This window comes from Mesorhizobium sp. B263B2A (assembly GCF_020165775.1).
In the GTDB taxonomy this organism is placed as follows: domain Bacteria; phylum Pseudomonadota; class Alphaproteobacteria; order Rhizobiales; family Rhizobiaceae; genus Mesorhizobium; species Mesorhizobium opportunistum.
In genome coordinates this window covers 149,469-162,186 of record NZ_JAIUIU010000007.1, presented here as the reverse complement: position 1 = coordinate 162,186, position 12,718 = coordinate 149,469, and the positions used below count along the sequence as shown (strand labels likewise).

Genomic DNA, 12,718 nt, shown 5'->3' with positions numbered 1-12,718 from the left:
CGTTGGGGCAGGGGTCGATCGCGCGCGTTGCCGCGAAGCCTACTGCGTTGCCTGGTAGAGTTCCGAGGCGGCCTCTTTCAGAGCGCGTCGACCGTCGGGGCTGAAATACATCATATGCCCACCCTCGACAACATCGAGATGGATGGGCTTGGTATTGGCAAGCGACGGGACTTGATTCACCAGGTAGCGCGAGGCGAGATAAGGCGTAACCAGATCGGTGTAGCCGTTGACGATCACGACGCCGAGTGCAGGGTTCAGCGAGCGTGCTCGCTGCAGGTCGTCCATCACCCCGGCATAGCCTTGCCGTGAGGCGCTCGTCCCGTAATCCCAACTATGGCTGATTTCGTCATTGAGCAGGCGATAGCTGACATCGGTGCGGAAATTCAGTTCGTTGCGGGCGTAGCCGACGAAAGCCGAGGTCAAAGCCGGCACGCTGCGGTCGAGCACTGGATCCGGACCGACGACGCGTGCGCTTTCGGGCGCGATGTCGGCGGTGCCGATCATGGCGTCGTATGGGCTGAGCACCTTGCCGCTGGCGCGGGCGAACTCTCTTGCGAACAGGTCGGTCGGGATGCGGGCGGAGTTGCGCCGCACGAGGTCGAGCGGCAGGCCGGTGATGTCGGCCACGCGCTGGCTCGCCAGTCGCCCGCCTTGCTCCAGCCCGCTGGCGAGCGCCGTCAGGTAATCGCCCAGCGCATAGTGTTCGACTTCGGCCAGCTTTTCCCGCAGTGCATCGCCGCTGACGCCTTCGGTGCGCAGGCGCACGGCCGCCAGCGAAGGCAGTTCGAGCGCCCAATGCAACGGCTGGAATTCGTCGGGCCGCACCAGTGTGAACTCCAGCGCCGGCGAGATCAGCACGATGCCGTTCGGACTGATGCCGATATCCTCTTGCAATGTCCTGGCCAGAAGCGCCGCACGGAAGCCGCCATAGCTTTCCCCGGCGAGGAACAGCGGCGAACCGGTGCGGCCGTTCTGCGCGAGATAGAGCCGGATGAAGGCGCCTATCGAGCTGGCATCCTGTTTGACTCCCCAGAAGTCGTGCGTGTCCTGGCCCGGTGCCTCGCGGCTGTATCCAGTTCCGACCGGATCGACGAAGACAAGGTCGGTCATGTCGAGCCAGCTGTCCTGATTGTCGATGAGCCTTTGCGGCGGGGGCAGGAATTCGCCACCGGTTCCCGTGGCGATCACGCGCGGACCAAGCGCGCCGATATGCAGGAAGGCGGACGCTGCTCCAGGGCCGCCATTGAACACGAAGGTGATCGGCCGCTGCGGGTCCTTGGCCGCGTTTGCCGGTGGCTCCAGCGTATAGGCGACATAGAATATCTCCGCTGTGACCCCCTTGCCGGAAAGCAGCGGCAAGGTGCCGGCCCTTGCCTGATAGTCCAGCTTGCGCCCGGCGAGGGTGATGGAATGCTTGGTGGTCTGCGGCGACGGCAGCAGGGACAGCACGCCGCCCGAGGGCGCCGGACGCTCCGCCGTATCAGCCAGGACAGGCTGCGTGAAGGCGGCAAGCATCAGCAGGGCGATCAGTTTCAGCTTGAGCGACATGATGTCTCCGCGAGAACGACTCCCGCATAGGTATGGCCGCGGCGATCGAAGTCAAAGGGCATGATGGGTGGCTCGGTTTTGCCAATTCGAGATTTTTGCCGCGGGTTGTGACAAGTCCCCGATTTCGGACCATTATTCACGGCACGAAACAAGCAGTCGGGAAAGGGCAACAAAATGGACGCCACGGAACTGAAGGCCATGCAGGCCCCGCTGAAGCAGGCCTATCGCGACGACGCTTCGCAGGCGCTGATCACGTTGAAGGCAAGAGGGTCGATCGACGACCAGTCGGTGGCCTGCAAGGTGGAGACGGGGAGGGCCCTTGCGATTGCCGGATTGCACCCGGCAACCGGCGGCTCAGGCCTGGACCTCTGCTCCGGCGACATGCTGCTCGAGGCGTTGGTGGCCTGCGCCGGCGTGACGTTGAAGGCCGTCGCGACGGCGCTTGAGTTCAAGCTTGGGGCTGCCGCGGTTGAGGCCGAAGGCGACCTTGATTTTCGCGGCACGCTCGGTGTCGCCAAGGATGCGCCGGTCGGCTTCCGTGCCATCCGGCTCAATTTCGCTCTCGACACCGACGAGCCGCAGGAGCGTATCGATTCGCTGCTGAAACTGACCGAGCGCTATTGCGTGGTGTTTCAGACCATCAATCAGAAACCTGAGCTGACGGTGAGCGCACGGCGCTGATGATCTCCCGCTTGAGGGGGAAATGTCGCCGAAGGCGACATAGGGGGATCGGAACATCCTGACGCGACGCCCCTTTGCCGGCAGAGGAGGTCAGCGCTCCACGCGCGGCGACCCCCTCTGGCCTGCCGGCCATCTCCCCCTCAAGGGGATTACGCTCATCACTGCGCGGACGGCTCTTCGGCATCGCCCTCGTCGGTGAAGGGCGAGGCGCTTGGCACGCATTGCACCGACCAGCCCTGCGGTGTCGGCTGCTTCTGGTATTCGGTGATGGCGGCGGTGCACTGCTCGCGCTTGTCGAAGGTGCTGGGCAGCACGACCATGCCGCCCTGCGGGCCGGCGATTACAAGATACCAGACCAACGCTGCGGTTGTAGCCATGGGGATTTCCTTATTCTGCCCAGCGGGGCGCTTGTTGCGGGAATCTCTACGATCCTAACAACTCCGTGGAAATGACGAAAGCATGACCACGGAGCAGCCTTTACGCTGGAGATCACAGCCGCGTGATGACAAGGCCGGCTCTGCTCCGGTTCTCGGGGCTACCGCTTCAGTCGGTTGCAAAACAGTAGAATAGGCCGTCGCCGCCAGTGCCCTTCAGCGCCTCCTGACCGCAGCCGCCGCGCGAGGCATGCGAGGAATTCCAGGACTTTGCCGCTGCCGAATCGTCGAGCCCGGCGCGGTCGTGGTGGCCCATCATGGCAGCCCCTTCGGCGCCGCTCATCGTCCAGTCGCCACAGGTCTGGTCGGCGATCTTGGTGCCGTCGGGCTTGGAGCCGGTCAGCATGTCGTGACGGTTCGGCGTGTCGCCACGGCCATTGACGGTCTCACCCTTCTCGGTGAGCGCGGTCTGCTTGGTGATGCCGTTGGCGTCGCTGTGCAGCGAGGCGACATCGTCGGCGATCTTCTCGCCCTTGGCGTTGAACCAGGGACCCTTGCCGATGCGGTCGCGCGCGTCCTCGGTGCTGGTCGAGAGATAGGCGTGCCAGGTCTTGCCGGCGACACCGGCCGCTTGCGCCAGCGAAGCGCAATGTGCGTCGGCGCCCTTCAGGCCGCCGAGATCGCCGCCCTTGCCGGAGCCGGCGCTGGTGACGAAGAAACTCATCTTGGCATCTTGTGACAGGGCTGTGCCGGCAGTCGCGGCGAGGGCGGCCGCGGTGGCGGCAACGAGAAGAAGAAGTCTGCGCATGTCGGTCCTCCGGTTTTCGAATATCCTACGTTCGAAGAACGTAGCCGGAGGCCTTTTTAATCCCTGAGATAGGCCACCTGAATGCGGGCAGCGGTTCTGGGAGCCGTCGAAAGAGGTGTAAATTTATTCCGGCTGCCTGTAGGCGACGAAGCGGTTGTGCTTGGCCTGGAAGATCAGCCCGGTCTCTTTCAGGTCTGGGCTTGCCAGCGGCACGATGCGCTTGGCGATCTCCGAGGGATGCGGCAGCGTTGCCGGATCCTCGCCGGGCACGGCCTGCGCGCGCATGGCGGTGCGGGTGGCGCCGGGGTCGGCGGCGTTGACGCGCAGCGGCAGGCTTTGCGTCTCATGCGCCCAGGAACGCATCATGGTCTCCACCGCTGCCTTCGACGCTGCGTAGGGCGCCCAGAAGGCGCGTGCCGAATGCGCGGCGTTGGAGGAAAGCAAAATCGCGCGGCCGGCATCCGAAAGCCGCAGCAACGGGTCGACCGAGCGGATCAGCCGCCAGGTCGAGGTGACATTGATGGTCATCACCTTCTCGAAGGTCTTGGCCTCGACATGGCCGATCGGCGAGATGACACCGAGCACGCCGGCATTGGCGACCAGAATGTCGAGCTTGCCCCAGCGCTCGTGAATGGCGCCGCCCAACCGGTCGATGCCGGCCATGTCGGCGAGGTCGAGCGGCACCAGCGTCGCCTGGCCGCCGGCCGCCTTGATCTGGTCGTCGAGTTCTTCAAGCCCGCCGACGGTGCGCGCGACCGCGATCACATGCGCGCCGGCGGCGGCCAATTCCTTGGCGATGAAATAACCAATGCCGCGCGAGGCGCCGGTGACGACCGCGACGCGGCCGGAGAGGTCGAGGGTCATGCGAGAATTTCCGTGAGGTAGGTGCGAGACGCCCCCGAAGGCAAATGACGGCCTGGCAATCCCTATGCCCCGCTGTTCGCCAGCAGCGACAGCGTGCGCACATTGTCGTGGCCTTCGAAGTCGAGCAGGCGGGTCGGATACTGGCCGGTGAAGCAGGCGTCGCAGAATTGCGGCTGGTCGTTGTCGCGGCTGGCCTCGCCGACGGCGCGGTAGAGCCCGTCGATCGAGAGGAAGCCGAGCGAATCGACGCGGATGAATTCGGCCATCTCCTCCACCGACATGCGCGATGCCAGGAGCTTCGACTTCTCCGGCGTGTCGACACCGTAGAAGCAGGAGGCGCTGGTCGGCGGCGAGGCGATGCGCATGTGCACTTCCTTGGCGCCGGCATCGCGCACCATCTGCACGATCTTCTGACTGGTGGTGCCACGCACGATGCTGTCGTCCACCAGCACGACGCGCTTGCCCTCGATCATGCGGCGGTTGGCGTTGTGCTTCAGCTTGACGCCCATGTGGCGGATCGAATCGCCGGGCTGGATGAAGGTGCGGCCGACATAGTGGTTGCGGATGATACCGAGCTCGAACGGGATGCCGGCCGCCTGGCTGAAGCCGATCGCCGCCGGCGTGCCCGAATCCGGCACCGGCACGACGATGTCGGCGTCAACCGGATTTTCCTGCGCCAGTTCGGCGCCGATGCGCTTGCGCACCTCATAGACGTTGCGGCCTTCGACCGAGGAATCCGGCCGAGCGAAATAGACATATTCGAAGATGCAGAAGCGGGTCTTCTGCGGCTCGAACGGGAACAGGCTTTCGATGCCCTTGGAGGTGACGACGACCATCTCGCCCGGCTTCAGGTCGCGCACGAAACGCGCGCCGATAATGTCGAGCGCGCAGGTCTCGGAGGCCAGGATCCAGGCACCGTCGAGATCGCCGAGCACCAATGGCCTGATGCCGAGCGGGTCGCGGCAGCCGATCATCTTCTTGGCGGTCATCGCCACCAGCGAAAAGGCGCCCTCGACTTGCCGCACCGCATCGATGAAGCGCGAGTTGAGGTCGCGCTCCTTGCTGGTCGCGACCAGGTGCAGGAGCGTTTCGGTGTCGGAGGTGGAGGAGAAGATCGCGCCCTGTTTCTGCAGCGCGCGCTGCACGGTCATAGCGTTGGTCAAATTGCCGTTGTGGGCGACGGCGAAGCCGCCATCGGCGAGTTCGGCAAAGAAGGGCTGGATGTTGCGCATCCCGGCGCCGCCGGTTGTGGCGTAGCGCGTATGGCCGATGGCGCGGTTGCCTTGCAGGCTGTCGATGACGCGCTGTTTGGTGAAAGTGTCGCCGATCAGGCCGACATGGCGTTCGACATGGAACTGGGTGCCGTCGTAGGAAACGATGCCGGCCGCTTCCTGGCCGCGGTGCTGCAGCGCATGCAGGCCGAGCGTGACGATGGCCGCTGCGTCCTGCCGGCCGAAAATGCCGAACACACCGCACTCGTCATGGAAATGGTCGTCGGCCTCGGCGGAAAGCACGTCGTCTGCGTCTGCCATCTTAAGCTCCGCTAAAATCGCCATATAGAGCGGGTTCGCGTCGAAAGCAACGCGCGCCGTGCAGTCGTTCACACCATCGTTGGTCCTGACGCCTCTTTCGGGCGTCAGTTTGCAGGCGCTGCCGGTGCCGGCTTGGCCGTGTTGTCGGCAGGAGCGGCGTCGTTGTCGTCGGGCGCTGGCGCATTGGCGTCGTCGCCGCCGGCAGGCGCGTCCGCCGCAGGTGCATCCGGTGCTGCCGGCGTCTCGGCGGCCGGCTGATTCGGATTCAGCTTCTTGAGGATGGCGTTTTCCGGATCCTCCGGCAGCAGGCTCTCGAGCTTGGCGCCGATCTGCTCCAGCAGCGGCCGCGACTTGGCTTCCGTCACCCAGGCCGGTGCCTTGGCGCCGGCCAGCCAGTTGAAGAACAACAAGGCGACAGCGACGACCAGTATGCCGCGCGCGGCGCCGTAGAGGAAACCGAGCGTGCGGTCGAGCGCGCCGATCCGCGAATCGATGATCCAGTCGGCGAGCTTCATGGTGATGACCGAAACGACGATCAGCGCGATGATGAAGACGACGCCGGCGGAGGCCGCCATGGCGATCTTCTCGTTGTCTATGTAGGGCTTCAGATAGGGCAGGACCGGCTTGTAGAAGAAGAAAGCCGCCGCCGCGGCCGCCGCCCACGATACGACCGAAAGGACCTCGCGCGAAAAGCCGCGAACCATGGCGAGCATCGCCGAGACCAGGGTGAAGCCGACGAGAATTCCGTCAAGCAGCGTAATCGGCATGTCTTTCGCCCCACTCCGATCTCTTTTTCACGGCTCGACGAGCCGCGTTATTCTTCGTCGTCCACACGGCTTCGGCGTGAGCCGGCTATGCGTGCCACGAGGTCGGCAAGCTCGGTGGGCTGGAAAGCGCCGGCCCCGATCCCCCCTGCAAGTTCCTCGCTGCCCAAGGGCAGAACCGCGCTACCAAAACCCAGCTTTTCGGCTTCCTTGAGGCGCTGCTGCGCATGCGCAACCGGCCTCACCGCGCCCGAAAGGCTGATTTCGCCGAAATAGACGCAATCCGCGGGAAGGGCAAGACCGGTGAGTGAGGAAACCAGTGCGGCGGCGACCGCGAGATCGGCGGCCGGCTCGCTGATGCGGTAGCCGCCGGCGACGTTGAGATAGACATCGTGGGTGCCGAAGCGAACGCCGCAATGGGCTTCCAGCACCGCCAGGATCATCGACAGCCGCGCGCCGTCCCAGCCAACCACCGCCCGACGCGGCGTGCCGAGCGAGGAGGGCGCGACAAGCGCCTGGATTTCGACAAGGACGGGCCTGGTGCCTTCCATGCCGGCGAAAACGGCAGCCCCCGGGGATTTCACATGCCGTTCGCCCAAGAACAGCTCCGACGGGTTGGCGACCTCGCGCAAGCCCTTGTCCGACATTTCGAAGACGCCGATCTCGTCGGTCGGTCCAAAGCGGTTCTTCACCGTGCGCAGGATGCGGTAGTGGTGGCCGCCTTCGCCCTCGAAATAGAGCACGCCATCGACCATGTGCTCGACGACGCGCGGGCCGGCGATCTGGCCTTCCTTGGTGACATGGCCGACAAGGACGATCGCCGCACCTGTGGATTTCGCATAGCGGATCATCGCCTGGGCGGAAGCGCGCACCTGGGTAACGGTGCCAGGCGCGGAATCGGCAAGATCGGTCCATAGTGTCTGGATCGAATCGAGAATGACCAGATCCGGCCGCTTGCCGTCAGCGATCGTGGCGAGAATGTCCTCGACATTGGTTTCGGCGGCCAACTCCACCGCAGTGTCGGCAACACCCAATCGCTGCGCGCGCAGCCTGATCTGGGCGACGGCTTCCTCGCCCGAGACATAGACGATGCGGTGGCCCCGGGACGCGAGGGCCGCGGCAGCCTGGGTAAGCAGCGTCGATTTGCCGATGCCGGGATCGCCGCCGACCAGCAAGGCTGAGCCGCGCACGAAACCGCCGCCGGTGGCGCGGTCGAGCTCGCCGATGCCAGAGACGATGCGTGGCGCGTCCTCTATGTCGCCCGACAGTGTCGTCAGCACCACCGCGCGGCCCTTGCGGGCATTGCGCGTGTTGGCCGGGCCGGAGCCGATGCCGCCGGAGGTGCCTTCCTCGACCAGCGTGTTCCACTCGCCGCAGGCATCGCATTTGCCGGCCCAGCGCTGATGCACCGACCCGCAATTCTGGCAGATGAACTGAACGCGCGATTTAGCCATGGAGCCGCGCCGGGTCGGTAGAAAGTGCAAACCATAGACAGGCCGGCGGGACAGCGCCCCCCTCTGTCCTGCCGGACATCTCCCCCTCAAGGGGGGAGATCAGCAACTTCGATCCTGCCGCCCGTCTTTCTAGGTTGGTAATTGGCGAAAGCCTGCGTGACATCCAATCTCCCCCCTTGAGGGGGAGATGTCCGGCAGGACAGAGGGGGGCGGGACGGAACGAGGCCTGTCTCAAGAGGTCACTCGAACCTCTCCGCGATATGATGTTCCTCAGCCAGATCGGAGAAGCGGGTGAACTCACCGTGGAACGCAAGGGTGACAGAGCCTGTCGGGCCGTGGCGCTGCTTGGCCACGATCACCTCGGCCTTGCCGCGCATCTCGTTCATCTCGTTTTCCCACTTGACGTATTCCTCCGTGCCGAGCTTCGGCTCGCGGTTCTTGAGGTAATACTCCTCGCGATAGACGAAAATCACGACGTCGGCGTCCTGCTCGATCGAACCGGATTCACGCAAGTCGGAAAGTTGCGGGCGCTTGTCGTCACGGCTTTCGACCTGGCGCGAGAGCTGCGACAGCGCGATGATCGGCACGGCCAGTTCCTTGGCCAGTGCCTTCAGGCCGGTGGTGATCTCGGTGATTTCCTGCACGCGGTTCTGCGAAGACTTGGCGCTCGAACCTTGCATCAGCTGGATATAGTCGATGACGATCAGGTCGAGGCCGCGCTGGCGTTTCAGCCGCCGGGCACGGGCCGAGAGCTGGGCAATCGAGATACCACCGGTCTGGTCGATGAACAGCGGGATCTTCTGCATGGTCTGCGAACAGGCGACCAGCTTCTCGAAGTCCATTTCGGTGATTTCACCACGGCGGATCTTCGAGGAAGAGATTTCCGTCTGTTCGGAAATGATGCGGGTGGCGAGCTGTTCTGACGACATTTCGAGCGAGAAGAAGCCGACGACGCCGCCATTGGCCGCCTTGAATGAGCCATCGGCCTGCTGCGCCGGCTCATACATCTCGGCGATGTTGAAGGCGATGTTGGTGGCGAGCGACGTCTTGCCCATGCCTGGACGGCCGGCGATGATGATCAGATCGGACGCCTGCAGGCCGCCCATGCGGCGATCGAGATCGCGCATGCCGGTGGCAAGGCCCGACAGATGGCCGTCGCGCATATAGGCGGCGTTGGCCATGTCGACCGCGGTCTTGACGGCGTCGGTGAAGCTCTCGAAGCCGCCATCGTAGCGTCCGGTTTCGGCCAGTTCGAAAAGGCGGCGCTCGGCATCCTCGATCTGCTCGGATGGCGACATGTCGACCGGCGCGTCATAGGCGATGTTGACCATGTCCTCGCCGACGGTGATCAACGCCCGGCGCGTCGCCAGATCGTAGATGGCGCGGCCATAGTCGGTGGCGTTGACGACGGTGACGGCCTCGACCGCCAGCCGCACGACATATTGCGCCACCGTCATGTCGCCGACCTTCTCGTCGGCCGGCAGGAAGGTCTTCAAGGTGATCGGCGTCGCCACCTTGCCCATGCGGATGAGCTCGGCCGCGACATCGAAGATCTTGCGGTGCAGGGGTTCGTAGAAATGGCCGGACTTCAGGAAGTCGGAGACACGATAGAAGGCATCGTTGTTGACGAGGATCGCACCAAGCAACGCCTGCTCGGCCTCGATGTTGTTGGGCGATTCGCGATAGAGCGGTTGCTCCGCCACGCCGAATTTTCGTGCTGCCTCTGCCATGATATCCCCGATGTCGATCCCCGGCTTCTCGATATCAGAACGAGACGAATCGATGCTGACCTTTCTGCATCATCGCATGACCAACCAGCCTTGATGCCCGTTGTTCACAGGCTCGGCGAACCGTCCACAGGAGAGTGCTTCCAAGCCCCGATTCCGATTGACTCGGAAAGGCGCAAGTCCCTACCCGAGTCGTTGGAACAGATCAAGAACAATCTTGGCGATCAGGCGCTTCCTTCGTCCAGCGTATCGCCCCAGTCCAGGCGCCGTGCCGCCTTGAACAGATCACCGTCGCGTTTGGTCAGCAATTTTTCGCCGGCGCTGCCGTCCGTTCCGCAAAGCTTGAGCAGAACCTTGCCTGAGCCGGACTTTGGCGGTGCGATCACCCGCGCGGCACGCGCGGCGGCCGGTTGGCGCGAGGCGGCGACAAAAATGAACTTCTCGTCTTCCCACGGCACTTCCGCCTCCTTGGCCAGCCGGTGCAAGCGCGAGCGGGCGACGCGGCGGGAAAAGTGGCACCAGTCGGGCGGGGCGAGCGGGCAAGGCGCCTCATGCGGACAAGGCGCCAGCAGATGCGCGCCGGCCGCGATCAACCGCGCGCGCACCGCCAGGATTCGCTGCCAGCCGGCAGGCGTGCCCGGCTCGACGACGAGCAGCGTGTCGGCCGTGAGATGCCAAAGCCGGTCGACAAGCTTCGGCAGGGATGCCGGAATGATCTCGTCCAGCACATAGGTACACGTCACCAGCTCGGCCGGCTCGAGATCGGCGAGGTCGATGGTGGCGTCGCCGGCCAGCCATTGGGTCCGGGCAGCGACTGCGCCGGCGGCGAGCGTCTCGCCGACCTTGCGTGCCGCCGCACTGGCTTCGAGGAGCACCGCCTGTTCGAGGTCGGGCCAGAGGTCCATCGTGGCCCAAAGCACCGTACCAGGCCCGGCTCCGATATCGAGCAGGCTTTTCGGGGTGAAATCCGGCCGGGCTTCATTCAGCACACCAAGACTGGCGCGGACCGCGGCATAGGTCGCTGGCAGCCGCGTCGCGAGATAAGCGTGCACGGCCAAATCCTGCGCCATGTGCAGGCGGCCGTCGCGCAACTCGGCACGGTAGCGGTCGGAAAGCGTTTTCGCCGCTTGCTTCAGGGTCGCGAGCGGAACGTTTTCAAGCAGGCGCTCGACCCCTTGGCGAAGTGGCACTGGCAATTCCATGGTCAGGCTCCGCGCGGTGCGAGCAGGATGACCGAGGCTCCGGCCATGCAGAGGACCGCGCCGGCAAGATCCCAGCGGTCGGGCCGCACGCCTTCCACCAGCCACAGCCAGGCGAGCGACGCCGTGATGTAGATGCCGCCATAGGCGGCATAGGCACGGCCCGCCGCATTGATATCGACCAGTGCCAGGAGCCAGGCGAACAGGACAAGCGAGACGAAGCCCGGCGCCAGCCAGAGCGGCGACCTTTCCAGCCGCCACCATGCCCATACCGAAAAGCAGCCGGCGATCTCGGCCAGGGCCGCGGCAACATAAAGGAGATAGCTCATGAAAAAGGCCTCGCGACGATCACGAGGCCTTTTTCAGGGCAGGGGCGTGCGAAGGCAAGCGCCAACAGCGAAAGCGTACGAACGTTCCCGTTTCTATTCCGCCACCTTGCGGCGACGGGCAGGCTTGGCGGGCTTCTCGACGGGAGCCGCCTCGCGGCGGCCCAGGTCGCGCATTTCCAGCGCCTTTTCGCATTTGGCCATATAGTCGCGGGTCATCGGCAGCGTGTCGTTCTTCTTGGTGATCTGGAACTGGAAGATGACCAGGTCCTGCCAGCGGAAGGCGGCTTCCGAGGCGGCCAGATAGAATTCCCACATGCGGCAGAAGCGTTCGTCGTAGATCGCCTTGGCCTTGTCGCGGTTGGCGGCGAAGCGCTGGCCCCAGTGCTTCAGCGTATCGGCATAGTGGAGCCGCAGGATCTCGACGTCGGTGACCACGAGGCCGGATTTCTCGATCGCCGGCAGCACCTCCGACATTGCCGGGATGTAGCCGCCCGGGAAAATGTACTTGCGGATGAAGGCGCTGGTCGCCCACGGCACACCGGAACGGCCGATCGTGTGCAGCAGCATGACGCCATCGGGCTTCAACAGTGTCGCGGACTTGTCGAAGAAGGTGCGGTAGTGGTTGACGCCGACATGTTCGAACATGCCGACCGAAACGATGCGGTCGAAACGCTCGTTGAGCTCGCGGTAATCCTTCAGCTCGAAATGGACGTGGTTTTCCAGCCCCTGCGCGTGCGCCCGGTCGGTGGCCACGCCATGCTGTTCGGTCGACAGCGTCACGCCCTGCACGTCGACGTCGAAAGCCTTGGCGAGATAGAGCCCAAGCCCGCCCCAGCCGGAGCCGATGTCGAGCACCGTCTGGCCGGCCTTCAGCCTGAGCTTGGCGGCGATGTGGCGCTTCTTGGCGGCCTGCGCCTCGTCCAGCGTCATGTCCGGCTGTTCGAAATAGGCGCAGGAATACTGCATGTCCTCGTCGAGGAAGAGCCGGTAGAGATCGCCTGACAGATCATAGTGCCGCTGCACGTTGCGGCGCGAGCGCGAGGCGGTGTTGATCTGCTGCAGGCGGCGGAAGGCGTGGCGCAGGCCCTCGATGGCTTTCGACCAGGTCGCGTCGATGCCGCCGCTGCCCATGTTCTGGAAGGCAATTCGCATCACACCGAGCACGCCGCCGTCGAGAATGTCGAGTTCGCCATCCATGTAGGATTCAGGCACCGCCAGCATCGGATCGAACGTGATGGCGCGTTCGGCATGTCGGGTCTTGATGTGCAGGTGCACCGGCTCGCCGCTGCCGTCGCCGAACACGAATGTCGTGCCCTTCGGTCCGGTCACTTTGAGACTGCCGGTGCGAACCAGGCGATCGAGAACGCGCTTCAAGAGAATATTCATGACCTAATGTCCCCAGGGTGCCTTACGCATGGCCCGAAAACCGCAATCGACT

12 protein-coding genes are annotated in these 12,718 nt (G+C 64.4%); 1 reads left to right on the top strand and 11 read right to left on the bottom strand.

Annotated elements, in window-relative coordinates:
- Nucleotides 1-39: 39 nt before the first annotated feature.
- On the bottom strand, nt 40-1,548 hold the full coding sequence (locus tag LB568_RS14500) for a S10 family peptidase (protein WP_224730489.1): 1,509 nt from the start codon (nt 1,546-1,548) through the stop codon (nt 40-42).
- 174 nt (nt 1,549-1,722) lie between these two features.
- On the opposite strand from LB568_RS14500, the gene LB568_RS14495 reads away from it, so the two are divergent.
- Nucleotides 1,723-2,229: an OsmC family protein gene (locus LB568_RS14495; protein ID WP_013896317.1), complete on the top strand. Its 507-nt coding sequence runs from the start codon at nt 1,723-1,725 to the stop codon at nt 2,227-2,229.
- Nucleotides 2,230-2,387: 158 nt separating this feature from the next.
- Here the strand turns inward: LB568_RS14495 and LB568_RS14490 are convergent, their stop codons facing one another.
- From LB568_RS14490 to LB568_RS14445, 10 genes are all read right to left on the bottom strand, one after another.
- Nucleotides 2,388-2,606 (bottom strand): hypothetical protein, encoded by a 219-nt coding sequence (locus LB568_RS14490; protein WP_013896316.1) that lies wholly within the window; start codon nt 2,604-2,606, stop codon nt 2,388-2,390.
- A gap of 166 nt (nt 2,607-2,772) precedes the next feature.
- The gene (locus LB568_RS14485; RefSeq protein ID WP_224730488.1) at nt 2,773-3,411 is read right to left on the bottom strand and encodes a hypothetical protein; all 639 of its coding nucleotides are present in this window, start codon (nt 3,409-3,411) and stop codon (nt 2,773-2,775) included.
- Between the two features lie 123 nt (nt 3,412-3,534).
- Complete coding sequence (locus LB568_RS14480; RefSeq protein ID WP_224730487.1) at nt 3,535-4,275, bottom strand: SDR family NAD(P)-dependent oxidoreductase; 741 nt, start codon at nt 4,273-4,275, stop codon at nt 3,535-3,537.
- A gap of 62 nt (nt 4,276-4,337) precedes the next feature.
- Nucleotides 4,338-5,807, bottom strand: coding sequence for an amidophosphoribosyltransferase (purF, locus tag LB568_RS14475; protein WP_023779649.1), 1,470 nt, complete (start codon nt 5,805-5,807; stop codon nt 4,338-4,340).
- A 104-nt stretch (nt 5,808-5,911) separates the two neighbouring features.
- On the bottom strand, nt 5,912-6,574 hold the full coding sequence (locus LB568_RS14470; RefSeq protein ID WP_140571847.1) for a CvpA family protein: 663 nt from the start codon (nt 6,572-6,574) through the stop codon (nt 5,912-5,914).
- Nucleotides 6,575-6,621: 47 nt separating this feature from the next.
- Complete coding sequence (gene radA / locus LB568_RS14465; protein ID WP_224730486.1) at nt 6,622-8,025, bottom strand: DNA repair protein RadA; 1,404 nt, start codon at nt 8,023-8,025, stop codon at nt 6,622-6,624.
- A 239-nt stretch (nt 8,026-8,264) separates the two neighbouring features.
- A complete protein-coding gene (locus LB568_RS14460) occupies nt 8,265-9,755 on the bottom strand; it encodes a replicative DNA helicase (RefSeq protein WP_013896310.1) in 1,491 nt (496 codons plus the stop codon).
- 221 nt (nt 9,756-9,976) lie between these two features.
- A complete protein-coding gene (locus LB568_RS14455; protein ID WP_224730485.1) occupies nt 9,977-10,954 on the bottom strand; it encodes a small ribosomal subunit Rsm22 family protein in 978 nt (325 codons plus the stop codon).
- A gap of 2 nt (nt 10,955-10,956) precedes the next feature.
- Nucleotides 10,957-11,280 carry a YnfA family protein gene (locus tag LB568_RS14450; protein WP_013896308.1) on the bottom strand — a complete coding sequence of 108 codons (324 nt, stop codon included), beginning with the start codon at nt 11,278-11,280 and terminating at the stop codon, nt 10,957-10,959.
- A 93-nt stretch (nt 11,281-11,373) separates the two neighbouring features.
- Nucleotides 11,374-12,666: an SAM-dependent methyltransferase gene (locus LB568_RS14445; RefSeq protein WP_013896307.1), complete on the bottom strand. Its 1,293-nt coding sequence runs from the start codon at nt 12,664-12,666 to the stop codon at nt 11,374-11,376.
- Nucleotides 12,667-12,718 lie beyond the last annotated feature (52 nt).